The 26,440-nt window shown below is 55.0% G+C and carries 15 protein-coding genes; all 15 read left to right on the top strand.

The features are described 5' to 3' along the window. Positions 1-65: 65 nt before the first annotated feature. Complete coding sequence (locus PL263_RS10655) at positions 66-1,028, top strand: VPLPA-CTERM sorting domain-containing protein (protein WP_278209414.1); 963 nt, start codon at positions 66-68, stop codon at positions 1,026-1,028. 33 nt (positions 1,029-1,061) lie between these two features. Further along, complete coding sequence (locus PL263_RS10650) at positions 1,062-1,838, top strand: hypothetical protein (protein WP_278209413.1); 777 nt, start codon at positions 1,062-1,064, stop codon at positions 1,836-1,838. A gap of 45 nt (positions 1,839-1,883) precedes the next feature. Beyond that, positions 1,884-2,636: a DUF1566 domain-containing protein gene (locus tag PL263_RS10645; RefSeq protein ID WP_278209412.1), complete on the top strand. Its 753-nt coding sequence runs from the start codon at positions 1,884-1,886 to the stop codon at positions 2,634-2,636. Between the two features lie 123 nt (positions 2,637-2,759). Beyond that, positions 2,760-3,827 (top strand): HEAT repeat domain-containing protein, encoded by a 1,068-nt coding sequence (locus tag PL263_RS10640; protein ID WP_278209411.1) that lies wholly within the window; start codon positions 2,760-2,762, stop codon positions 3,825-3,827. An 867-nt stretch (positions 3,828-4,694) separates the two neighbouring features. After that, on the top strand, positions 4,695-5,618 hold the full coding sequence (locus PL263_RS10635) for a hypothetical protein (RefSeq protein ID WP_278209410.1): 924 nt from the start codon (positions 4,695-4,697) through the stop codon (positions 5,616-5,618). Positions 5,619-5,786: 168 nt separating this feature from the next. Continuing rightward, complete coding sequence (locus tag PL263_RS10630; RefSeq protein WP_278209409.1) at positions 5,787-6,779, top strand: VPLPA-CTERM sorting domain-containing protein; 993 nt, start codon at positions 5,787-5,789, stop codon at positions 6,777-6,779. A gap of 85 nt (positions 6,780-6,864) precedes the next feature. Then, complete coding sequence (locus tag PL263_RS10625; protein WP_278209408.1) at positions 6,865-7,953, top strand: HEAT repeat domain-containing protein; 1,089 nt, start codon at positions 6,865-6,867, stop codon at positions 7,951-7,953. A gap of 1,199 nt (positions 7,954-9,152) precedes the next feature. Next, the gene (locus PL263_RS10620) at positions 9,153-10,115 is read left to right on the top strand and encodes a hypothetical protein (protein WP_278209407.1); all 963 of its coding nucleotides are present in this window, start codon (positions 9,153-9,155) and stop codon (positions 10,113-10,115) included. A 369-nt stretch (positions 10,116-10,484) separates the two neighbouring features. After that, complete coding sequence (locus PL263_RS10615; protein WP_278209406.1) at positions 10,485-11,333, top strand: HEAT repeat domain-containing protein; 849 nt, start codon at positions 10,485-10,487, stop codon at positions 11,331-11,333. A gap of 681 nt (positions 11,334-12,014) precedes the next feature. Continuing rightward, entirely contained in the window at positions 12,015-13,592 is a 1,578-nt protein-coding gene (locus PL263_RS10610) for a long-chain-fatty-acid--CoA ligase (RefSeq protein ID WP_278209405.1), read from the top strand. A 120-nt stretch (positions 13,593-13,712) separates the two neighbouring features. Next, complete coding sequence (locus tag PL263_RS10605) at positions 13,713-14,609, top strand: TauD/TfdA family dioxygenase (protein ID WP_278209404.1); 897 nt, start codon at positions 13,713-13,715, stop codon at positions 14,607-14,609. 67 nt (positions 14,610-14,676) lie between these two features. Beyond that, complete coding sequence (locus PL263_RS10600) at positions 14,677-15,573, top strand: TauD/TfdA family dioxygenase (RefSeq protein WP_278209403.1); 897 nt, start codon at positions 14,677-14,679, stop codon at positions 15,571-15,573. Then, positions 15,570-16,115: an FcoT family thioesterase gene (locus PL263_RS10595; RefSeq protein WP_140913760.1), complete on the top strand. Its 546-nt coding sequence runs from the start codon at positions 15,570-15,572 to the stop codon at positions 16,113-16,115. Before PL263_RS10600 ends, PL263_RS10595 begins: the two co-directional genes overlap by 4 nt. A 68-nt stretch (positions 16,116-16,183) precedes the next feature. After that, on the top strand, positions 16,184-21,352 hold the full coding sequence (locus PL263_RS10590; RefSeq protein ID WP_278209402.1) for a non-ribosomal peptide synthetase: 5,169 nt from the start codon (positions 16,184-16,186) through the stop codon (positions 21,350-21,352). A gap of 75 nt (positions 21,353-21,427) precedes the next feature. After that, positions 21,428-26,440, top strand: a complete 5,013-nt coding sequence (locus PL263_RS10585; protein ID WP_278209401.1) for a non-ribosomal peptide synthetase — start codon at positions 21,428-21,430, stop codon at positions 26,438-26,440.

Below are 26,440 nucleotides of genomic sequence, written 5' to 3'. Positions count from 1 at the left end.
TTCCGGACATAACTCCAAAAAATTCCGGCTGGTTTACCCCGAAACAATAATGTTAAGAAAAACTCATGAAAATTTATCCCACAAACCTTAAACATCTGGCCGCCGCGCTAGCACTGGCGACAGCCTCGTCGGCACAAGCCGACTTACCGAGCGGCACCATCGGCGGTATGGCCTACTTCACTTACGACCAAGCCACCTGGGCCACGATGCGTAGTTCGGCCATGCGTAGCGACTCACACGGCATCGATCTGAAGAACACGCCCGATCCCACCTCGGATACCGACGGCAACCGCTTTTTTTATCCGCAGTTGTTTCGCGACTACCGTCAGTCCGCGCCAACAACGGTTTCCACCATGGCTTCTGATGACCACATCGTGAAAGGCACGGCCGATCCGAAAGCGGTTGAAGAATGGCGGATTTTCGATCTGGCGCAACGCAAGCCGTTGGACCAACCGGAAGGTGGCTTCGCGATGCCGGTCGATCCAATAGAATCGGGTTTGCCGATCGATTGGGGTAGCGGTTATAGCCAAACTCGTTACGATCCGAATCCCACTAACGATAGTGATCGTGTGCGAACGGTTATAGGTTTGGGCGGTTCGTTCCGGATGGTCAGCGATTTTTTCGGCCAAAGCGGTTCGTTGTGGTTTAGCGGTTTGGAGCTACGCGAACAAATTAACACGTACGACGACAGCAACAACTATTACTGGTATATCGCCAGTACACATCCCCAAGCTCCGGCGACGATATTCGAGTTGATTAACCCGGTGTTTGACGTCAACGCCCAGGGCCAGATGACTTTGGAAGCCGACTATAGATGGGGTACAAGCGCTTGGGGCGCGTTTTTTCAGTTTAGAAATGTGGATGGGACGGTTTCCGAAGACGGTAACAAAGTACTCGGCCACCTATCCATCAATCCCAACCGGTCCGGCAGCGGGGTTTCCAGCGTACCGCTACCCGCCACGGCCTGGCTGTTCGGCAGCGCGCTGTTGGGCTTGATCGGCATCAAGCGCCGCGCCATTTCTATCTGACACCCACCGCGCGATAATTCAAGGAGCACGAATATGCACACCGTTAAAACCCTCGGCGCCGCGGCGCTGCTGATCCTATCCGCCAATGCCCAGGCCGCCTTGCTCAGTCGGGCCGCCGGCACTATGGTCTACGACACCGAACTCAACGTGACCTGGCTGGCGGACGCCAATCTGATCAAAACCCAAATGGCGGCCAATCCCAATCTGGTCAGCCAGATCATCGCCAATGTCGGCGGCATCCACGATACCCCCAATGACTACGACTCCCCGGCCGGCAGCGGTTACCACGCGCTGACCGCCCGCGACTTCGACGCCGAAGACGGCCGCATGACCTGGTACGGTGCCAAGGCCTGGGCCGAGAACCTGACATACGGCGGCTTCAGCGACTGGCGGCTACCGAATTACGGTACGCCGGGGCCTGGATTTGGAATCGGCGGTAGCGAAACGAACCATTTATACCAAGAGCTGGGCAGTTTGGACCCCGACTACGCCACCAGTCCGGATTACAGCCTGTTCAGTAACTATCCGTCGGTGCAGGGCGGCGGTTACCACGCCCCACAATACTGGCTGGATGCCGAATTCGGGCCATTTCCTGAGTTCGCCGGTTACTTTAAGTCGGCCTTTCCACCGGGTGCCGCGATTCCGGAAGGCTACCAAAGCTACGGCGTCAAGGGCGACGAATACCTTAACGCCTGGGCGGTGCGCGACGGCGACGTGGGCGCGGGGTCGCCGGTGCCGCTGCCTTCCGCCGTTTGGCTGTTTGCCGGCGGCTTGGGCTGGCTGGGCGTCAAACACCGCCGTGCCGCTTGACCGGTAACCCGCCATTTAAAATTTTAACGAACCAGGAAAATGCACATGCAACTGTTAAAACCGCTAACCGCAATCTTATTGCTCACCCTGTCCGCCACCGGCCAAGCCGCGCTGCTCAGCCGGGCCGGCGGCACCATGATCTACGACAGCGACCGCAACATCACCTGGGTGGCCGATGCCAACCTGTTCCAAACCCAGGCCGCCGCCAACCCAAACTTGGTGAACGAGATCATCGCCAATGTCGGCACCATTAACGACACCCCCAACACTGGCAACACGCCAGCCAATAGCGGCCATTACAATCTGGCCGCCGGCGACTTCAATGCCGACACCGGCCAATTGAGCTGGTATGGGGCGATGGCCTGGGCCCAAAATCTGGACTACGGCGGCTACAGCGATTGGCGCCTGCCAACCGCCAGCGCCAAGAAAGTCCAAAGCGAGATGGGGCATTTATTTTTTGGCGAATTGGGCGGTGAATTGGGGCAGCCGCTCGATGCCGTCCACAACGCCAACTACGACCTGTTCAGCAATGTTCAAGTCGGCGGGTCAGGTTACTGGTCGTCAGGTGAAATGCCCAAAAACCCCGCGTGGGCGGAAACCTTCAGTCTTTACGAGGGAATCGACAGTTATCAACCCAAGGGTGACGAGTATTTTTACTCTCAAACCATTTTTAATGCCTGGGCCGTCCGCGACGGCGACGTGGCCGATGCGTCGCCGGTGCCGCTGCCGGGCGCGGTCTGGCTGTTCGGCGGTGCACTGCTTGGCGTCGGCGGATTGCGGCGATTCGAGAGGGGTTAATGTTGCTTTGCAGCCGCGCATCATGGTGTTTAGCCCGGTTCCTAGGTTCTGGGCAGCATTCTCGGCTCAACGGTTTGTTGAATCTACAACTCGCGAAAATCGAATGACAAGGAGACATCGTATATGCAGCTAACCCGCGCGATTGTGATCCCCGCGTTTCTGCTGGCTTGTTTGATGATCTATTTTTTCGGCGGCGGCGAGACGGCCCAGTCGCTTAGAGTCGGCGGTAGGGCTTCCGCCGGGGCGGCATCTCGCGTCAGCCGGTCCGTCGATTCCGTGGTGCTGCCGGGTTGGGCGGCTGACCAGCCGGAGCCGGGATTCGCAGAAGTTGCCGAGGATGAGAATGCTTCGGCGGAAAATCCTCTACCCCAGGCCGTCGGGGAAATATTGTTGGTCCTCGACGATCTGGCCGGACAGGGCCTTAGTCACGACGAGCTATTAAACAGCGAAAGTTACCAATTGTTGATGGCAAAACTGCAATCCGACCCCGCAGCGCGGCAAGCCGTATTGGCGCGGATCATGAAAACCAGCGGCACGCCGCTCGGTAAAACCTTGGTGCTGGCTGTGGCGACATCCGGCGCGGGCGTTGGCATGGGGACGTTGAAAAGTTCGGCCGAATGGCTGTTGAAACACGGTAACAGCGAACAGCGGGCTGACGCCTTGCAACTGCTGGGTTCGACCCCCAGTTACACGCCGCAAACCCGCACGGCGTTGCTGGAGGCGCTGAAACGTGATGGAGGCGATCCGGAGGTGGCGGTGGCGGCGATGGACAACTTGGTGCGGCAAGGTGGAGCCTCGGAGGTCGAGCGGCAGGCGATCATCAAGGAGGTGACGCCGTTCGTCGGGCATGACGATTCGCGAGTGCGCTTGAACGGTTTCCAGGTAATCGCCAAGTGGGGAGCCCAAGACCCGGATGCCGTGCAAACTTTGGCCCAAGGCGCTAACGATCCCGATCCTCAGGTGCGAACCTGGGTGCTTTCTGCGTTTGGCAACGGCGAATTTAGTTACGACAGCGTGCGCCAACCTTTGCTCGACACCTTGCATAACCCGGATGAAGAGCCGGCAATAAAAGCGGTTGCGCAACGGGCGTTGGCGCGTTTTGCGTTGGATGAGCAAGCGCAAGCCGCCATTCAGCAGTATATGGCAAGCGAGTCCTATCAGCCGCCTCAAACCAATTTGGGTTTCAACTAAACGATATTCCGCACCAATTCCGCTTCCCGGCCGTGGCTGATTCAAGCCGCTCCGCCGCGGCGGGCACCGAGCTTCATTTCATCCGCCTGATCCTCCTCGCCATCGGAAAAAGCAGTTTTTCGGTGATATGCGGAGTTTCTATATTTACACAGCGGCAAGGTAAATAGCGGGTTGAATAATGCCGGCGGCGCTGGCACTAACGGATAAAACTAAATATTTAAGCTGTCTGGTCGGTTGCTAAGTGATTGTCTGCCTGCTGTGGCTATTTTTGTAGGTTCGTAAATATTGTCTGGGATATCGATTTTTACCAAGATAAATCGCCGTTTACTTTAGGTGTTAAAAATAAATAATTAAATAATATATATTAGCTTTTAAGATGAACTGTTCGGATGATGCGTTTTGATGATATTCCGAAAATTATGGCGTCTTATGGCTGATAAGATGGTCTCGATGCGTCTTCTATGGAATTTGCTTGAGTGTTAGTTGGTTTCAGCCCCTGTTGGCGGTAAAAAATATTTTCAAATAGAAATTTTTCATATTTATAGTAATTGCGGCATATGCCGTAAAATCGGCCAAAAGTGCGGTATTTAAACTAGTTATTTAACACAGTATTGATATTGTTGCTGAGACAATTTGTCGCGCGACAATTTGTCTCATTGCGGTTTGTTTATTCTCGATTGAATATGCGCACGGCTCGAAAAGAGTCAGTGGGTGTGTTAGAGGCGTTTTTGAGCAATTGAGGGCCCTATTATTTAAAATGCCGATTAATGCTTATTTAAATTAGGAAAAATCAGGTTGATTTCTAAAGTTGAACACGGATAGGTCTACTGATTAGAACTCAACATTTTAGTATTTTTGGAGTATTAAATGAAAAGAATGAATAAAGTAAAAGTCATCATGATGACTATGACAGCCTTCTCAAGTGTGCTGGAGGTATCCGATGCCAGCGCAACGGCGTGCGTGAGTGGCGTTGCAAACAGTAGTGCCACCATCACCATGAACGTAACCAATCTGGCGTTGATGGGTACTCCCACCGGTGCAGCTTGCAACGCTACGACCAATCGTTGCCTCTATGTGGATAAGTTCTTGACGGATGGCCAGTTTACCTACGATACACCTGGTTTCAATTCCAATTGTATGGATATTTATCAAGGTGCTCATGCCGCTTATTCACCTACCAACAAGTTGTGCAATGACTCACCGGTTCTCTCGCCGAGAACAACGAATTTGCAGGAGGCGCAACATGGCTCGCTGCTTTGGACTGGTACTCCGGCTTGGACAGCGCCTAGCGCCACGAAAACCCTGCCTGCAGTCTGCACCACGGGCTATCAATCAGCCAATGTGACGACAAATATTCTCTATACATCAGGCTCTACGGTTAACGTAGGAACGATTATCGGCTTGGCGGGCGCGTACAAATTCCGTACTGATGTACCGAATTCAACGGGTTATACAACCAATAGAGGTTATTCCTTGAGATTCGGGCGCTTCTATCTGTATAAACTTGCTGCTAATACATGGCAGTTGAGGGCCAAAGGCGCTGGCAATAGTGCTGGAACTGCGGATGCTGTTTTATTTCAGGCGACAGTAACCGAAACCGTTACTGGGAGTGGCGTGGGCGGTAGAACCGTTACGCTTCCCTCAACCAGTAATTTTAAGATTATTACGGGTACTGCTACGGCTACTCTTGATTATTTCGGGTCATTTCTCCAAACAAAAACCAATATAACGCCAACCAATACGCAATTAGGCAATACAGCGGCAAATATTGCAGTGAGCGTGAAGTTTTAATCGGCTTTCGCATCGCGAATGGCTGCTTGGAACCTTGCCAATTTGCCCTTCTGGAAAAGCTTTGACGAAAGAAAGTGGGACGAGTAACGCTTGTCTCACTTTCCCGTTGGCCAACTTGGTTTTCGCTAAATCTATCGAAACAACAATTATTAGAAGGATTTTTCTTCCATGAAACAAAATAGCAAATTAAAAAGACTCGCTTGCTTCGCCCTGAGCGTTGGCGCGATGGAATTAAGTCATGCCGATGCGATCGGATTTGATCCAAGTCATCAGGTAGTGGGGGGGCGTGCCTATCTGACTTTCGACCAAGCTGCTCTGGCCACTTTGGCACCGCGCATCGGTCGCTATGATGATCATGGAATGCCTATCGATCCTGGCACAACTTACCCCACGGCAGATGCCGCTGGGCAACGCCTGCTTTATGTGAGGCAATATCTTGATTCATACACATATCCGGGGATAAAGGATCCCTCGCTGGCTTCAGATCTCAGGATAGCCAATGGAACGGCTGACCCGGAAGCCGTCGCGCAGTGGCGCTTGTTAACCCCCGAAGATCGGGTGCCGATCCAATCTCCCGAGGGCGGATGGGATATGCCGATAGACCCTTTGTCAAGAAACTTCTATAACAACTCATATTTTGGTAGTGAGTTTGGTAGTTATGGTTACACGCCTAGCGCTTATGACCCCGATCCTAATAGCACCAATCCCATGTTTATAAGTATCGGAGGCAATTTTCAATTTGCCAGTGATTTTATTTCGCCTACGGGCAGTATTTGGATGAGGGGGCTTGGTATAAGTCTGGAACAACAATATTACGATTCAGCTAATCCAGATGCGGTACTTCAAAATAAGTGGTATCTGGTCTCTGATAGCGATGCATATAATCCCGGAGCAGGTAGATGGTTTGAACTCAAAAACCCGGTATTCGGGACGAATGAAGATGGTATGCTCACTTTGGACTCGGACATTATGTTAGGCGACGCCATGATGGGAGTATTAATACATAATTATGGCGACACCAAAACCATTGGTCACCTTACCTTTAATCTTCCTAACACCGCAGGCGTGGTGGCACCAGTGCCGCTGCCTGCGACGGCATGGCTGTTCGGCAGTGCGTTGTTCGGCTTAGTCGGCTTTCGCCGCCGCACAGACTTAAGCTGATTATTCGGTAGTCGAGTGGGCAAGCCGTTTTGGATTGTCCGCTCGAGATTTTATATATTTATATTTTCAGAGGGTTTAGGCGGCCATGCGGCGATTAAACTTCAATTCTATAACGGCATTAACCGCGCTGACAGCCGTCCTTATCTCCGGCTATTTTATCAGCGACAGCGGGCAGACGAGCGCAACCCAAACTAAAGCGGGGGGGGGCAATGTTTTAGCGGCCAAAGCTAGGCAGTTAGCCAAACAGAACGGATTAATTCGTGCCGTTCAAGCCGGTGCTGCCGATGCAGATTCTTTCGACACCGCCCTATTTGCCGAAGAACCGCAATCCCAAGCGGATGATGCACTCCAAAACCAGTCCGTGGAACAGCTGCTAGAGACGATAGAATCCTTTTCGCTACAAGATAAGCCGAATGAAGAAATCCGTGACAGCAAGGAATTTCAGCAATTGTTATATCTACTGACGTCAGACCCCTTAGCCCGTAAAGGCTTGCTGGAACGCTTTATGAGCGTAAGCGGCACGCCCTGGGGCGATACGCTGAGCCTGGCATTGGCTATGTCTGTCGTTGGTCGGGAAACCCCGGAAGTCAAAGCCGCCGCTACTCAGCTATTGCGCAGCGGTACCGCCGAACAGCGCCTTAATGCCTTGCAAATGCTAGGGCAGGTTGACGGCAATGACGGCAATATCCGGTCTGCGTTGCTGGATATTCTGCGTAACGACGCCGATGCAAACCCGAAATTAGCGACTGCAGCCATGGCGACCTTGAGCCAGAAAGGCATGGTCTCCCAAGAAGATTATCAAGCCGTGGCGGATGCTATTGTTCCTTTGGCTCATAGCCAGGATCCGCAAGTCAGGCAATCCAGCTTGCAGATACTTTCCCAATGGGCAGGCCGAGATGCGACGGCGCTGCAAACCTTTACCGAGGCCGCTTACGATGCCGATGCGAGGGTTAGGGCTTTGGCGGTCGCAGCGTTAGGACAGGGTGGATTCGATTATCAGAGTGTGCGCGATACCTTGATCTCCACCTTACAAAACCCTGCCGAAGCCTCTTATGTAAAAGCCGCGGCGCAGCAAGCGTTGGAAGTTTTCCCGTTAGACGAACAAGCCCTGACGATTTATCAAGTCTACGCTTCAGAATCGTTGAGTCAGCAATCCAGCGCGGGATTTAATTGAAAACCGCCGGAAGTTTGGCCGATATAGGGTGTTGCGCATAATTTCTCGGCGCTATGCGGAGTTTTTCTATTTACACAATGGCGAGATAAATGCCGGTATTAATATTGACGGCGACTCTAGCGCGAACTGATTTAATATTATATTAAACAATCTAAACATTCAATCCATGGCGGCCGTTGCCAGGTGGGCGTCGTCCTGCCGTGAATAGTATTAATAAGGTTGGTAATATTGTCGTAAATACCGGGTTTTACCAAGATAAACCGCTATCTCATGCAGCTATAAAAAGTAACTAATTGAATAATATAGATTAGCCTTAACAGGTTGGTGAAAAACTCTTTTTTGGCGTTAAATGACTCTATATTTAGTGCCGATATTTTCCTACTAAATACTGGTTCGATTGAGCAAAATTAGCGTCTCAAATATGGTTTTTCACCAACCTGCTAATGCGTTGTTTTAGATGTTAGCAAATTTCGGCGGTTGTTGGCAGTAAAAAATATTTTTCAGATAGAAACTTTGCCTGCCCATGGTAATTGCGGCATATGCCGTAAAACTAGCCAAAATTGCGGTATTTAAAATAGTTATTTACACAGTATGGATAGTGTTGCCGAGTTGGTTGGTGGTGCGACAATTTGCCTCATTGAAACTCTGTAAATCTCGGTGGAAACTTCGCGCCGACTCCGATGGAGTCAGCAGGAGTGTTAGAGTTCTTTAATCGCTTGGCGGCCAAATTAATAATCGCCAATTTATGTTTGATTTGGAAATTAAAGTTTTCAGTCAAAACAAAGGAGAAAAAATGAATATCCGCAACAAAAAGCATATAAAACTTCGGCAGGCGCAACCCCTACTGGTTCAGAGGCACTTGCTTTAGTCGGTAGAATTTCTGTGACATATACCTACAACTAAAAGTCTATTGATTCAGTTTTACTAGACTGCGGTTGATCGATAAATTGAAACCATTTGAGTGAATTAGCAAAACACCTCGGGTGGTTTCAGTTTTAAAGCGCGGTAGTTTGAGGTTACCGCGAGTGAAGCCAAATAATTCGAAGCGGCAAATGTTGGGGTTCGAAAAATTACCCACCACCTGCAAAAATCCACCATACCTGCAGCTAGCCAAGCCTGATTTATTTTCAATAAGTTTTAATTAGCTTTAAATTCATTGCACCCTTTTTGTCCGCCTTAGTTTAAAAGGAAAATTGACTATGCCATCAACAAAACCCGTTAAAAAACACGCATTATTAGTTTTGATAAATTCGCTGCTACTATCCACGCAAGTTTTCGCCTCAACAGTATTCGAACCCACTTATTTCCCTCCAGGGTTTATAGGCGGGGAAGCGCATTTGACCTATGACCGTCAAGCCTGGGCCACCTTGCTGCCGACGCGGGCTCGAACCGATATCCATGGAATCCCCATAGAGGGGTCTGAAGGACCGACGTCGGATACCAAGGGCAATCGTTTTTTATATCCGCAGCTATTTTTGGATCATAACTCGCCTACCGCCATTAAGCGTTCGGAGCTTGCCTCGGAGGCGCGTATAGCCAATGGCACAGCCGATCCGGAAGCCGTGGCGCAATGGCGTATCTACAATCAAGATGAGTGGGTGCCCCTTGATCAACCGCCAGGCGGCTTTACCATGCAAGTCGATGATTTGCGAGCAGGGGTCTGGTGGCCTGAAAAATCCGGTTGGGTACCCAGCAGTTATAATCCCTATCCCGGCGAGGAAACGCCTTTAACAATCGGTCTGGGCGGCTCGCTGCGCCTGCACAGCGATTTTATCGCACCGGGCGCCTCGCTGTGGTTTGCCAGCCTGGATATCCGCCTGCAACAAGATCGGATGACTCAGGAATACAAATGGTACATCGGTAGCAGTGGCGGCGTGGCGCCTGGAAGCATATTTGAACTAATCAACCCGGTGTTCGGCGTCGATCCGACAACGGGCTATACGACCTTAAGCGCGGATTACAAATGGGGCGCGTCTCAATGGAGTAACTTTTTTCATTTCAATGCCTATCCTGGAGATATCACCGAAAAAGTGCTAGGGCATATTTCGATGAATGTCGGCGCGGAAACGGCACCGGTGCCGGTGCCGGCAGCCGTGTGGTTATTCGGAAGTGCCTTGGCGGGCTGGCTGGGTTTTAAACGCCGTACCGCAGTACTTGCTTAATAGACGTTTTTAGTGGCTTGGAGCAGGCGGCAATGGACGCAGCACGCCTGCTTCGGCGAGATACCGTTCGTTTGCGAAGCTTCGCGGGAGTCTTTAAGAATTATGCCTAATTCCAAAATTTTATCTCTGTCTCTCCTTATGGCGGCATTCGGTGCCGGGTATTGCGTTCGCGGAATTGATTTCTCAGACGCAGCGAGTCTCGCCAATCAAAGCGCCTCGGAGCCCACGACGCCGCGCCCGCTTGCCGCCAACCGCAAAAGCGAGCAATCGGGCAAAATTTCACGGCTGGCAGCATCGGCATCCGGCATTCACCTTTCAGAACAGGCCGTAAACCGTGGCGCCGCAGTTTCTCGGACTCAGGCTTTACCCATGGCTGAGACTGAAGCAGCCCCTCGGGACACGCATGAATTATTGGGGGCTTTGGACGCCAAACTGGCGCAAAATCCGGATATGGACGCTTTGCGCAATAGCCCGGAATTCCAGCAACTCATCGCGCATTTACAAAGCGATCCGGCTGCGCGCAACCAAGTCATCTCCCAATTCCTGCATGCCAGCGGCACAGATTTAGGCAACACCTTGAGCGAAATATTGGCCATGTCCGGCGGCGTAGAAGTGATGCCGGAGCTAAAAGACGCGGCTTCGCAACTCCTGCGCGACGGCAACGACGAGCAACGCTTGAATGCCTTGCAGTTGATCGGTGGCGCGGCCGGCAACGATCCTAAACTTCGCTCGCAAGTCATAGACATGCTGCACAAGGTTGCCGATAGCGATCCCCGGCTGGCCAGCGCGGCGATTTCCAGTTTAAATCGGCAAGGCGTCTCCACCCGCACCGAGCATCAGGACGTGATTCGAGCGGTTTCGCCGCTGGCCGCCAGTGCCGATCCCGAAGTGCGCCGCAATAGCTTACAAGTGCTGACACAATGGACCGGCAAAGACCAGTCCACGTTGGAAATTTTTACCAAAGCCGCGCGGGATTCCGATACTGGCGTGCGCAACTTGGCAGTATCGGCGCTGGGTAACGGCAGCTTTAGTTACGAAAATGTCCGCGATTCCTTGTTAGCCGTACTCCAAAACCCGAGCGAAGACCTAAAAGTCCAAGCCGCTGCTCAACAGGCCCTTTCGAGTTTTCCATTGGACGAACAAGCGCTCAAAATTTATCAGGAGTACATGGCAAGCGTTAAAACGGAAGGAGGCAGCCCAAGCGGCGCTTTTAATTGAAGTCACGGCTGACTGGGCAGTTACCCTGCTTGAAGTAGTGGCGGGTTGGAATCACGGGAGCAAGGGCAGACCGATGCCGACGATCCAAATTATTAAGGGTATCTGGCTGCCGGCGCTCCGGCTCAAGCCAATTTGGGTTTCAACTAAACCATATTCCGAACCAATTCCGCTTCCTGATCGTGGCTGATTCAAGCCGCTCCCGCGGGGCGGGCACCAATCTTCATTTCATCCGCCTGATCCTCCTCCCGATCGCCAAGCTGCAGTGTTGGCCATAGATGCCGGTCAGCCGGTTTGGCGAAAAATTCCCTGAGCTCGGATTCCGATATTTCGGCAGCAGCCAGGAAAGGTTGCTCTCCAATTGCGATGCGGAAAGGTTTTATCGTCCGCTTCGATGCTCGGGCTGGCTGAAAACGAGCGCGGTTTTTGAGCTATGTGATTTGACTCAAAAAAATTACGCCAAAACACCCATTTTTCTTGCTAGATATGTTGGCGGCCGGTTACGCCGCTGAGCGGGGCCGATTTGCCGGTTCAAGCCCGGTGAGCTTAGTCGATTTTTAATTAAATAAATTTAATTAAATCAATATATTGAGTTTTATGTGCCGATTTATGCTGCCACGGAAATTCCGGGTGGCATTCTAGTTGCTTTATGTAAAAGCATCATACTTATCTCTAGCAAGCACAATGACGTTATCAGCCCCGGAAACTCTGGCCGGAATCTCGGCTTGGCAAGCGCAACAGCGTGGCGATGCGACCGCTTTCGTGTTCGAAGGCTGTCGTTCGACGTTTAGCCAGTTCGACCGGCATGCCAATCAAGTTGCTGCCGGATTAGTCGCCGAGGGGATTATGCCGCAAGCTCGGGTTGCGGTTTTGGCCAAGGACAGTATCGACAGCTATCAAATTTTATTTGGCTGCGCCAAGGCGCGGGCGGTGCTGATCGGGATTAACTGGCGCCTGTCCGCGGCGGAAAGCGTTTATATCCTGCAAAACGGCGAAGTCGAAATCGTGTTTGTGGCTAAAGATTTTCTCGAACGTGTTGCCGCGGCAAAACACGCACTGCCGCGGCTGCGCACAATTGTCGTGTTAGACGCGGAACTGGGCGAATACCCAAGTTTTCAGGGCTGGCGGGACCGGTTTCCGCCAACGCCGCCGGCTTTGCAGCCTCGTCCGGAAGATGTGGTGGTGCAAATGTATACCAGCGGTACCACCGGCCATCCGAAAGGGGTGCAGTTGCAAAATGATGCGTTCTTCAGGCTGATGCGGGGCATGCGCGAACGAGGCGACCTTTGGATGGATCTGAATCCGGAAGACCGGCTGTTGATATCGCTGCCGCAATTCCATATGGGCGGGATCTGGTGGGCGATACAGGGATTCATTGCCGGCGCGCAAGGCATTGTCATCGACACCTTTGTGGCCTGGAAAGTGTTGGAATTGATCGAGCGCCACCGGATCAGCAAAGTGCCGATGGTGCCGGCCATGATTCAGACCACGCTGGCGGAACCGACCTGCGATAGCACGGATTTGTCGTCGGTAAAGGGCTTTCTCTACGGCGGTTCGCCGATCGCGCCGGCCTTGCTGAAGAAGGCGATGGCGCGGTTCGGTTGCGGCTTTTTCCAAATCTACGGCATGACCGAAACCGGCAATATGGCGGTTTGTTTACGCCCCGAGGACCATGAGCCGGCAAACCCCAAGCGTTTGGAATCTGCCGGCCGGGCTTTGCCGGGGGTGGAGCTGCGGGTGATCGACGCCGAAGGCCGTTGCCTGCCGCCGCTGGCGATAGGCGAGATCTGCATCAAGTCGCCGGCCAATATGGTCGGATATTGGAACAATCCGGCGGCAACGCGGGAATGTCTGTCCGCCGACGGTTGGGTTCGCACCGGCGATGCCGGTTATCTCGACGACCAGGGCTATTTGTTTATCTGCGACCGGCTCAAGGACATGATCATTTACGGCGGCGAGAACATCTATCCGGCCGAAATCGAAGCTGCGCTATGCGAGCACGACGGCGTCGCCGAGGCGGCGGTTATCGGCGTCCCGGACGAACGTTGGGGCGAAGTCGTTAAGGCGTTTGTGGTGTTGCGACCGGGTTGGACGATCAAGCCGCGAGAATTGATCAATTTTACCCGCCAGCGCATTGCCGACTTCAAAGCGCCGAAATCGATCGACTTTCTGGAAAAGCTGCCTCGGAATCCAAGCGGAAAAATATTGAAGCGGGAATTGAGGACACCTTATTGGACCGCACAATCCCGGCAAGTCAATTAGGCCGCGCGCTATTGGCGGCCGCCTTGGATTGCAGGGCCAAATCGGTAGCGTCGTGCGCCAGTCGACACCTGCCGGGAGTACCAACCCACCACCATCACTGGAGCTTATAGGAGTGCCTGAATGAGCGTTGAAACCATCGAAATCGAAGTGATCGAGTCTAAACCCGGCAAAATCGGTGCCGAAATCCGCGGCCTGGACATAAACGCCTTGTCCGCCGAAGCGCCTGAACTCGGGATGATTCGGAGTCTGATCTACCGCAATAAACTGGTCGTGTTGCGTAACCAGGAACTGGACGAAGCCAAGTATGTGGCATTCGCCCGTAAACTGGGCCGGCCGCAGGTTTATTTCCAACCGCAGTACCACCATCCGAATTACCCCGAAATTTTTGTTTCGTCCAACGTGCCGGATCAAAACGGCAACAAAATCGGCGTGTCCGGTACCGGAAAATATTGGCATACCGATTGTGCTTTCGAAAAACATCCATTGTCGTTTACCTCGGTTTATCCCTTGGTATTTCCGAAAATGTCGCGGGAAACTTCGTACATCGATATGGTGCAGGTGTTGAAAAATCTGCCGGCGCAATTAAAACAATATGTCGACGCCAAAACCTATATTCACGCCGGCCAACTCAGGTATAAGGTTCAGGCCAGCGATATCGATAAATCGCTGGCGGAGTTACTCGAGCGCATCAATGCCGAAGTGCCTCCGGTCGAACATCCGGCCGTCATTCAACATCCGGTAACCGGCGAATTCTCGTTGTATATCAGTAGCGGTTTTACGATAAAAATCGCCGGACTGGACCATGAAGAAAATCAAATGGCGCTGAAGGCATTATTCGATTTTATCGAGCGTCCGGAGCACGTGCATACCCATTATTGGGAAGAGGGCGATTTAATCATTTGGGATAACCGTTCGGTGATTCATAAGGCCTCGGGGGTTAAACCGGGCGAGACCAGCAAAATGTATCGGGTTGGTATTTACGACGATTTGCCTTTTTACGTTGGTATCGGCAATTGACGTTCGAGAATATCTTGCCGGTAATACTGTTTACTTTTGGCGAAATTATTGAAATTGGAATAAGCGAATGACTACTGAAACTTCAGGCCTGGAAATTAAAGAAGCAAGGCCCGGTAATATCGGCGCCGAAATTATTGGATTGGATGTTAACGAATTGTCTGACCATGCGCCGGAGTTAGCGCTGATAAGGCAGTTGATTTATAAAAACAAACTGGTGGTGTTGCGCGGTCAAGAATTGACGGCGGAACGTTATGTGGCGTTCACCCGCAAACTGGGTCGGCCGCAAGTGTATTTTCAGCCGCAGTACCATCATCCCGACCATGCCGAGATCTTCGTCTCGTCCAACGTGATCGAGGCGGACGGCAAAAAGCTTGGCGTGGCTGGCACCGGGCGCTACTGGCACACCGATTGTGCGTTCGAACCCCACCCACTGTCTTTTACGTCGGTCTATCCCTTGGTATTCCCGAAATCCGCCCGGGAAACGTCTTATATCGACATGGCCGCGGTATACGCAAAATTGCCGGCCGAATTAAAAGCCTATGTCGAAACGGCAAGCGCCGTTCACGAAGGCAAACTGCGTTACAAAGTTCAAGCGTCGGATATCGACAAGTCGTTGGCCGAGTTACTCGACCGGATCCATAACGAAGTACCGCCGGTTATTCATCCGGCGGTGATACAGCATCCGGTCACGGGCGAAAAGATTCTCTATATCAGTAGCGGTTTTACCACCAAATTGGCCGGTTTAACTTACGAAGAAAATCAAAAGGTAATGCAGGCCTTATTCGACTTCGCCGAGCAGCCGGAACATATTCATACCCATTATTGGGAGGAAGGCGATTTGATTATCTGGGATAACCGGCCGCTGGTGCATAAAGCCTCTTCGGTAAAACCAGGCGAGAAAAGCAAAAGCTATCGCATCGGTATTTACGACGACTTACCTTTTTACGTAGGAATAAACTCATGAGTGCAATCACTGAATTAGCGGAATGCGACGCGCTGACGTTAACCGATATCGAAGGTTCCTTCGTCAATCAGGTATTGTCGCCATATCGGCAGCACTGCCAATATCTGAAGAAGGCTTATTTTCAGCAGCAAGAAGGGCTGGGATTACAAGGTATGTTGATGAACGGCGAGTTTTCGATTCCGGAATCCTGCTATATCGACGATACCGGGCATTTTAACGCCGTCGAATACAATATTTGTTACAACCAAATCGCTTATGTTCATTTGGGATATTGCATCAAGCACGGTTTAATTCCGGAGTTAAACGAATACGAGCCGGATTCTTTTTTCGAGAAGCAGTTGTCCAACTTTCTAATTGCGAATTTAAATTCAAGCTATCAAAGCTTTATTAATGCCAAACGGTTTTACGGAACCTTCGGCATTAGTTTGGTGAAGAAAACCTCTCGCTGCACGTTTTTGAAGACGTTCTGCCATTTTCACGACGACAAGCTTGGCAAATCCAAAGGCGAGGTAACGTTGGCGGTGTTACGCCCGGATGCTTAACGGAACGCCGATTCCGCACATCGATTTTGCGCCAACTATCCATAGTTTTTGACTCTATTCAGACCACGATGGGGACGGATATACAGTTTGCGGACGCCTACTGCGAAACGCATGAAGCATTCAGCGTGTTAGACCGGCTTGCCCAAGCTCAGCCGGATTTGCGCCGACGCATCTTGATCGATTTTATCCGCGGTTTGCTGGTCGAGTTTTTGGAATTGGACGATCCCGACGATGTCGCCGACGACCGCAACTTCGGCGAACTCGGCGCAGACTCCATGCAGGCGGTCGACTTTAAAGTGGAACTGGAACAGCGCTTGCACTGCGCGTTGCGGTCGACCGTGCTATTCGATTATCCGCGTTTGGACTTGCTTGCGGATTATTTGCTTGCGGAGGTGTTGGACTTGGCGGCGGTGGCTACGGACTGTCTGCCTGTGACTGTGCCGGCGGCATTGGTGGCGCGACCGCAGCCGGCGCAAGCCGCCATGGCGATTGCCGTGGTCGGCATGGCCGGGATTTTCCCGGAAGCCGAAAATGCCGTTGCGTTATGGCAAAAGGTGGTGTCCGGGGTGCCGTTGCAGGTCTCGGGCCGCTCGGAAGCGCCGGAACTGGCCTATGGCCGAATCGACCTTGGCAAGCGGCAAGCGGCGGAGGCATTGCCGATCTCGGAAGCCGAGTATGCAGCCTTGCCGCGGCAGGAGCAATTGCTGTATCGATGTATCGCGGACGCTTTGCTGGAGTATCGGCTCGACCTTGCGGCATTGGCGAAAACTCCGACCGCGGTTTTCATCGGCTGCCGGGAAACGTTGCCGACGGCGGACGTGGCGTATCGGATTCCGCTTGCCAACAAAATTTCGTTTCGGCTGAACCTGAAAGGGCCGAGCGAGACGGTCAATTCCTTTTGCACCAGCGTCTACCTGGCCTTGCACCGGGCGGTGCAAAGTTTGCGGGCCGGGGAATGCCGGCAGGCGATTGTCGGCGGCGTCAACCTGATTGCTGCGGACGAATTCGCTCAGGCGGCGCGACAGGGGCTTTACCGCGATATTCTCAGCCGCGACAACCAGACCAAAAGTTTCGGCGCTACCGCCAACGGTTATCTGCGTAGCGAAGGCGGCGGCGTGTTGATCCTGAAACCCTTGGCCGATGCCGAGCAGGATGGCAACCGCATTTTGGGCGTAGTCAAAGGATCGGCGGTTTACCACGGCGGCCGCGGCTATTCGTTCGAGGCGCCGAATCCGCAAGGGCTTAAGGAAGCGATTCGATTGAGCCTCGCCAATGCCGGCTGCAGCGCCGACTCGATCGATTACGTCGAGGCGCACGGTATCGGCAATCCGATGGCCGATGCGTTGGAATTGGGCGCCGTCGACCAAAGCTACCGGCAAGCCAGCGCCGATTCCGGCAAACGCTGGCACGTCAGCAGCGTAAAACCCAGCATCGGCCACCCGGAAGCCGCTTCCGGGATGGCGTCGATTATCAAAGTGTTAAAAGCTTTCGAGCACGGTTTGTTGCCCGGTATCGCCGGTCTCGATGCGGTCAATAGCGATTTGGCCGCCGGGCATGCGTTGATTCTGCAACGCCAGGGTCGGCCTTGGCCGAGTTCCGATCAGCTGAAACGCGCGGCCCTGAACAGCTATGCCATCGGCGGGGTAAACGCCCATGTCGTTCTGGAGGAATACCGGGCCGATGCCGCGGTTGCCGCCAGCAGCATCGCCCAGTGCGCAGCGCGGGCCTCCGATCGGCCCCTGGCGGAGTTGGGGCTCGATCCATCCAGCGCCGCGGTGCTAGCCGAGTTGGTTCAAGACATTTTTAAGCTGGAGCTGGGCTCGCTCGACTTGGCGCTTTCCCTGATCGATTACGGTTTCGATTCCATCGACGTGGTGCAGTTCGTCGGCCGTTTGAACGAGGCGCTGGGGTTGGACATCAAATTCAGCCAGGTGCTGGGTGTCGACGACTTTGCCGGGTTTTTTGCGCTGTTGGCGCTGAAACTGCAGCAAAAAACGCCGGCCGGCAGCACCGGCTCAAGCGGGGAGGCGCCGGGTTTGGCCGATGCGGCTATCTGCGGTCCGTTGTCGGAGGTGCAAAAGGGTCTGTGGTACGTCAATCAACTGGCGCCGGAGTCGATCGCGTTTAACGTGCCGTTGACGTTCAAGGTCTCAGGCAACGTCGATGCCGCCTTATTGCAGCAAGCGCTTGCGGCGATGCTGGCCGAGTACCCCATTCTTACCGTGGCGCTCGAGGTCGACGCCGAGACCGGCGCTTGCGTGCAGCGGATTCGGCCGGTCGCAGCATGTATCAACTGTCACGAAATGCGACTGGAATCGGCGGCGGTGCTGGACGCCTGCTTGTGGGAATTGTTGCGGCAGCCTTTCGATTTGTCCAAGGACGCGCCGGTCAGGCTGTATGCGATCGATGCGGCCGAGGCCGGGACTTACGTCTATTTCGTCATTCACCACATTGTGTTCGACGGCACCTCCGGGGCCTTGTTTATCGCCGCGTTCTGGCAGAAATATCACGCCTTAGGGGCCGGCACGACCTTGGTTTGCCGCGCTCCCGATCTGGCGTTTCTGGATTTTGTCGATTGGGAACGGCGCTATCTGGCCGGCGCTGACGGGGCGGCAGACGCACGCTGGTGGCGCGAATTATTGGCCGATCGAGCGGCGACCTTGAATCTGCCTTACGATTATTTGCCGCAAGCCAGCTTGTCGGCCGCCGGTATCGGTTGTCAAAAGTTCAGGCTGGACGGTGCCGAGCTGGCAGTCCTGAAGTGCTTGGCGACGCGCGGAAAAACCAGCTTGGCGGTGTTGTTCCTGGCGCTGTTTCAAGTCTTTTTATACAAGCTGACCCGGCACGCGGCGCCGGCGGTGACGACGCCGGTACGCGGGCGGCCCAAATCGGCCTACGAACACAGTATCGGTTGTTACATCAACGTCATGGTCGTGCCGTGCCAAGTGCAGCCGGCAGCTTCCTTCAATCAGTTGATGCAGCAAACCCGGCGCCGGTTTTTCGAGTGCCTGGACCATGCGCACTATCCGTTTCCCAGGTTGTTGTCGGACTTGGGCTTGCATTTGGCCAATCCCCAGGAAAACCCGTTTCCGGTGTCCTACACCTACCAGAATTTTTTCGACGAGCTGTTACATAACGCCGACGCGCTGCAGGGCGTCGAGACTTTGTACGAGGTGTTTCAGCAAACCGAGGACAATTACACGCTCGAAATTTACGATTTCAGGCACAGCCTGCAAATCAACATCAAGTACAAGCGCAGCTTGTTCGACGATGCCAGCGTTGTCCGGCACTTGGCCTGTTTCAAACAGTTAATGGCCGGTGTGGTTGCCAATCCGGATCAAGCCGTCAGCGCCATCGAAATCCTGGCGGCGGCGGAAAAGCAACGTCTGTTGACCGGGTTCAATGCGACGCAGACGGTCGCGGTTCCCGCCGCCTGCCTGCACCAGCTATTCGTCCGCCAGGCGCTGGAAACCCCGGAACAGGTGGCGGTGATCGGCGAGGAGAGTTCACTCAGCTACCGGGAACTGCACCAGCAAAGCGACCGGCTGGCCGTTTATCTGCAACAGCTTGGCGTCCATGCCGATACCCTGGTGGCGGTGTGTCTGCGCCGTTCGCCGCTGATGCTGGTCGGCCTGCTGGGCATCCTCAAGGCCGGCGGCGCCTATCTGCCGCTGGACGCCAACACCCCAACCGAACGCGGCAAACTGCTGCTGGCGGACAGCGGCGCCAAACTGATATTGACCGAAGCGGCGCTGGAACCGCATGCCCGCGAGATGACCCAGGGCTTGGACCTGCCGCGGGTTGCCGTGGACCGGGACTGGCCGCGGATCGCCCAAATCGACGAGCCGCCGCGGCAATTGGCGCGTCCCGAGCATCTGGCCTATGTCATCTACACCTCCGGTTCCAGCGGCCGGCCCAAAGGCGTCATGGTCGAGCACCGCAACGTCGTCAATCACAACCTGGCCGTCATCGCCGCCTACCAACTCAGCGGCAGCGACCGGGTGCTGCAATTTTCGACGATCAGCTTCGATATCTTCGTCGAGGAAGTGTTTCCGACCCTGCTCAGCGGCGGGGCAGTGGTGATGATGGACGGCGAGCGCTTTACCGACGCCGGCTACCTGAAAAGCGTGGTGCAGCGGCAGCGGGTCAGCCTGATCAACCTGCCCACTGCCTACTGGCATACGCTGGTGGAGCAAGACTTCAGCGACACCGCGCTAAGCCGGGTCGTGATCGGCGGCGAAAAAGCCGAAGCGGAAAAGTATCGGGTCTGGCGGCAACGCAACCCGAATATCCGGGTCATAAACAGCTACGGCCCGACCGAAACCACCGTCATCGCCACGCTGTACCCCATCGAAGCGGCCGCCGCCGACCAGCCGATCCCGCTGGGCCGGCCGCTGGCCAACACCCAAGTCTACGTCCTGGACAGCGACCTGCAACCGGTCCCGATCGGCGTACCCGGCGAATTGCATATTGCCGGCGCCGGTGTTACCCGCGGCTATCTCAACCAGCCCGAATTGACCGCCGAAAAATTCATCGCCAATCCCTTCGGTCCGGGCCGGCTGTACAAGACCGGCGACTTGGTACGCTGGCGCGACGACGGCCAGTTGCTGTTCATCGGCCGGCAAGACCAGCAAGTGAAGATTCGCGGCTTTCGAGTCGAGCTCGGCGAAATCGAACAGGCCTTGCTGTTGCATCCGAACATTCGCCACGCCGTCGTCGTTGCCCGGGAATTTGCCGGGGGCAAGCAGTTGGTTGCCTATTTCCAGGCCGGGATAGCGCTCGAGACGGCGGAATTGATCGCGTATTTGCGCCAGCGCTTGCCCGATTACATGGTGCCTGCCGCCTGGGTGGCATTGACGCAAATGCCGTTGACCGATAACGGCAAGGTTGATCGCAAAGCGTTGCTGGCGCGGCCGGTCGAGCGCTCGGCAGAGGCGGGTTACGTCGCGCCGAGCAACGCCATCGAAGCCACTTTGGTCGACATTTGGCAGGACGTATTGGGTATCGGCCGGATCGGGACTCAGGACAATTTTTTCGCGTTGGGCGGCCATTCCTTGCTGGCGATCCAAATCGTGTTGCGGGCCAAGGCGGCGTTGGGTGTCGAACTGGCGCTGAGTACTTTGTTCGAGGCGGCGGACATTCAACAACTGGCCGTGGCGATTGCGAACAGCGGCCGCGCCCCGGCCGAAGATTCGTTGGCTAACTATCTGAAACATCTGGAGGCATTCGTTGTTTAACGGCATACGGCATCGGTGGTGCGATTCGGTTTCTGATCGCAGTCTGGGATTCATCCAATTCGCGGCAGCAAGTCCATGTTGAGCGAGTTGATCGCTAACGGCGCGCGCTTGACCCGGTCGCCGGCCGGAGATTTGTGCGTCGAAGCCGGCGCCGGCCTGCTGACCGACGCGGTGAAGTCCGCGCTAAAAGCGGAGAAGGCCGGGGTTCTGAGCTATCTGGCCGGCGACAAGATCGCCTGCCAGTCGTTTTCGCAGGAGCGCCTGTGGTTTCTGGACCGGCTGGGTTTCGGCGGCCAATACCATGTGCCGGGTTTGGGCAAGATCGAAGGGCCGTTGGATATCGGCGCGCTGGCCAAGGCGTTGGATTTTATTTACGCCCGGCACGAAGCCTTGCGCACCAATTTTTCGGCGCTGGACAGCACGCCGTTGCAACGAATCCGGCCGGCGGCGGCGGTCGCCATCGAGCAACACGATCTGAGCCGGTTTAGCGGCGAACTGCAACACCGCGAACAAAAACAACGGCTGCAAAGCTTTATCGAGCAGCCATTCAATCTGGAGACTTCCGCATTATTCAGGGCGATGCTGCTGCGCCTGGCGGCGGAAACCCACATCCTGGCCTTGTGCTTGCACCACATCGTGACCGACGGCTGGTCGATGCGGGTGTTATTGAACGATCTGGCGGCAGCCTACGCCGCGTTTGTCGAAGGTAAACCGCCTGCGTTGCCGGCCTTGCCGGTCGATTACGCCCGGTATGCCGGTTGGGAGCGGGAAACCCACACGGATGCCAAACTGACGCGCGAACTGGCTTACTGGCAGCGCCAGTTATCCGGTTACCAGAATCTTGAGATGCCGTTGGATTTTGCGCGTCCGGCGAGCGCCAGCGGGCGCGGCGCTTACCTCCAGTTCGAGTTGAGTTCGGAGCAGGGTAAATTGGTTAAACAAGCGGCCAGAACGCGCAAAACCACTCCGTTCTCCTTGTTTATGGCCGCGGTCTATCTGCTGTTAAAAAAATACAGCGGCCAACACGACATTTGCTTGGGCATGCCGGTGGCCAACCGCAATCAGCGCGAAATCGAAGCTGTGGTCGGTTTTTTCGTCAATACCGTGGTGATGCGGATTAACCCGCCGGAACAAACCGGTTTGACGGTGAACGCCTTGCTCGAGCAGGTTCACACCGTGATTGTCGAAGGCCAGGAAAACCAGCAGGTGCCGATCGAGAAGATTTTCGATTTGCTGCAACCGGAGCGCGATTTAAGCCGCAGCCCCTTGTTTCAAGTCCTGATCAACTACACCCCGCTTCGGCTCAGCGGCTTACCGTTCGGCAATTGCCGCCTGGAGCCCTTGTTCGATTTCGAGATCAATGAAGCGAAGTTCGAGTTGACCTTCACCTATAACGAGTTCGAAGACGAGCATGCGCTGATCGGGATCGAATACGCCGCCGATCTGTATCGGCCGCAGACGGTGCAGCGGATGGCGGAGCATCTGACCAGCATCATGCGCTACCTGGTTGAGTCGCCGCACGGCATGCTCGCGGAACTGGAGCTGCTGGACGCGGACGCGCAGCGCAAGATACTGGACGACTGGAGCCGCTCGACCGCCAATCAGCTTCCCGACGCCTGCCTCCACGACCTGTTCGTCCGCCAGGCCTTGAAAACCCCCGAGCAAGTGGCGGTGATCGGCGAGGAGAGTTCGCTCAGTTATCGGGAATTGCACGAGCAAAGCGACCGGCTGGCCGTCTATCTGCAACAGCTTGGCGTCCAGGCCGACACCATCGTGGCGGTGTGTCTGCGCCGTTCGCCGCTGATGCTGGTCGGCCTGCTCGGCATCCTCAAGGCCGGCGGCGCCTATCTGCCGCTGGACGCCAATACCCCCGCCGAACGTAGCAAAGTCTTGCTGTTGGACAGCGGCGCTCGACTGCTGTTGACCGAAGCCGGCTTGATCGAAGGTTTGGCTGAAATGCGCGCGGGTCTGGCGATTCAGACCGTGGCGCTGGATAGCGACTGGCCGTTGATCGCCCAAAGCACCGGGCAACCGCGTCCCAGCGCGGCTCCCGAGCATCTGGCCTATGTGATTTATACCTCCGGTTCCACCGGCCAACCCAAAGGGGTGATGGTCGAACACCGCAACGTGGTCAATCACAATCTGGCCGCGATTGCCGCCTACCGTCTCAACGAGCGCGACCGGGTGTTGCAGTTTTCGACCATCAGCTTCGATATCTTCGTCGAGGAAGTGTTTCCGACCCTGCTCAGCGGCGGGGCGGTGGTGATGATGGACGGCGAGCGTTTCACCGATGTGGCTTACTTAAAAAGCCTGCTGCAACGCCACCGAGTCAGTCTGATCAACCTGCCCACCGCCTACTGGCATACGCTGGTGGACCAAGACTTCAGCGACACCGCGCTGAGCCGGGTGGTGATCGGCGGCGAAAAAGCCGAAGCGCAAAACTATCGGGCTTGGCGGCAACGCAACCCGAACATCGCGGTGATCAACACCTACGGCCCGACCGAAACCACCGTCATTTCGTTGCTGCACCCGATAGACCCGGCCCACGATCCCGACCAAGCGATACCGCTCGGCAAGCCGCTGGCCAACACCCAAGTCTACGTGCTGGACAGCGCACTCAAACCGGTGCCGATTGGCGTGCCGGGCGAACTGCACATCGCCGGCGCCGGTGTCGCTCGCGGCTATCTGAATCAGCCCGAATTGACCGCCGAGAAATTCATCGCCAATCCGTTCGGTGCCGGCAAACTGTATAAAACCGGCGATCTGGTGCGCTGGTTGGACGACGGCAATCTGGCCTTTATCGGTCGCCGCGACCATCAGGTCAAGATTCGCGGGTTTCGGGTGGAGTTAGGCGAAATCGAGACTGCGCTGGCTAGGCATCCAGCTGTCAAACTGCCGGTGCTGGTCGTCAGCGAACGCCAGAATAACAAGCAACTGTTGGCGTTTTATACCCACGACGGCAATCCGCCCGAGCCAGAAGTCATGAAGGCTTTTCTGCGCCGCACCTTGCCCGATTACATGGTGCCGCTGGCGGTGCTGGCACTCGATACCCTGCCGATGACGCCGGGCGGCAAAATCGACCGTAAGGCACTGGCACAGCAAGCCGAGAGCTGGCTGGCCGGGCGCGGGGATTTCAGCCCGCCGCGCGGCCAGCTGGAGCAACAACTGGCCGAAATTTGGCGGGCGCTGTTGAACGTCGAGCGGGTCGGCGTGAACGACAATTTTTTTGAGTTGGGCGGCCACTCCTTGCTGACCGTGCAACTGATCAGCCGGATTAACGCCATTCTCCCCGACAGCTCGCTGAATCTTGCCGATATTTTCAAATATCCGACGATAAAAGCCTTGAGCGATTACCTAGAGCGCCCGCTGGAAAAACTGACCAATTCAGCGTATTTGCTCAATCTGCGCTCGGGGATTCCGACGTTTATCGTGCCGGGCATGCCCGGCTTGAGCGACGGCTATTTCGAACTGGCGGAGTGCCTGAAGCGGGAAGGGCCGGTTTACGGCTTGCAAATGAAAGGCTATAGCGACGAGCCGCCGGCGACCACGGTCGAGGACATGGCCGCGCACAATATCGCCCAGATCAAAAGCGTTTGGCCGCAAGGGCGGATCAATTTGTACGCGCACAGTTACGGCGGCACCGTGGTCTACGAAATGCTGCGCCAGTTGCAAGATTCGGCTTACGAAATCGGCGAAGTGGTGTTGATCGATAGCGGTTTGTTGCTGCGGCAAAGCAGCGTGGACAAGGCCTCGGTCAAGGCATTCTGCAACTTCATGCTGACGAACGCCGGAATTTCGCCCGAGCCCTATCGCGGCGCGATTGCCGAAATTTTAAAAACCAAGCCCTACGCGGAGTGGAAAGACTGCTTTGCGTCGTTATTGGCTGACATCGTTCCGAATCTGGACGCCGGGCATTTTCGGAAAATCTGGCAAGTGACCGAGGCGTCGATTACCGCCCGTTACCGTTACACCGCCAAGTTGCCGTATCGGGTGACGCTGGTGATCGCCGAAGGCAGTAAAGGCTGGTTGGCGGCCAACGAGTGGGACGATTATTTTCAAGCCGTCAATGTGATCAAGGCCAAGGGTGAGCATTTCACGGTAGTCAAGCAGCCGTATTGCGCGGCTTGGTTGCGCGAACTGAATCCCGAGCCGGCCGCTCAGCCGTCAACGCTCGCCGTGCCGCCGCTGGTCGAGCCGGACCAGACTAGTAGTCTGCTGAGCGTCAGTGGTTTGGAGAAACACTATGGAGAAACGACGGCGGTTGCCGGCGTTAGTTTCGAGCTGCAAGCCGGGACCTGCTTCGGCTTGCTGGGACCGAACGGCGCCGGCAAAACCTCTACGCTGGAAATGCTGGAAGGCATACTCAAGCCGAGCAAAGGCGACGTCCTGTTTCGCGGCAAACCGATCGATAGACGCTACAGCCAGCACATCGGGATTCAGTTTCAACATACCGCCTTGCCGGAAACCTTGACGGTGAAGGAATGCTTGCAACTGTTTCAGAAGCTTTACCCGCGTAGTCTGCCGCTCGACGACATTATCGAGGCCTGCGCGCTAGGGGACTATATCAACCGCGATTCCCGCAAGCTGTCCGGCGGCCAGCGGCAACGCTTGTTGCTGGGCATCGCCTTGATCAACGATCCGGACATTTTGTTTCTGGACGAACCCACCACCGGTCTGGACCCGCAATCGCGCCACAACTTCTGGAGCTTGATTCGGGACATCAAACAGCGCGGCAAGACCATCGTCCTGACCACGCATTACATGGAGGAAGCCGAGCAGCTTTGCGACGAAATCGCCATCATGGATCAAGGCCGGATTATCGTCCAGGACACGCCGGAGAACCTGTTGCAGGAGCATTTCGACGGCGTAATGATCCGTCTGCCGCGGGCCAGCGGGCTGGCGGAGCTTCCAGGCTTGCCGTTCGCGGTGAGTGCCGGCGCCGAAACGGTGGAGTTCGTCACCGCCAATGTGGAAGCGGCGATCGCCCAACTGACTCGGCTGAATATTTCGTTGGAAGGTTTGACGGTCGCCACGCCGAATCTGGAAAACCTGTTTCTTAAATTAACCGGCCACTCATTGAGAAGTTGA

The sequence above is a fragment of the Methylomonas sp. EFPC3 genome, from assembly GCF_029643245.1.
In the GTDB taxonomy this organism is placed as follows: Bacteria; Pseudomonadota; Gammaproteobacteria; order Methylococcales; family Methylomonadaceae; genus Methylomonas; species Methylomonas koyamae_B.
Note: the sequence above shows the minus strand (reverse complement) of the source record. Positions and strands in the feature narration are given on the sequence as shown.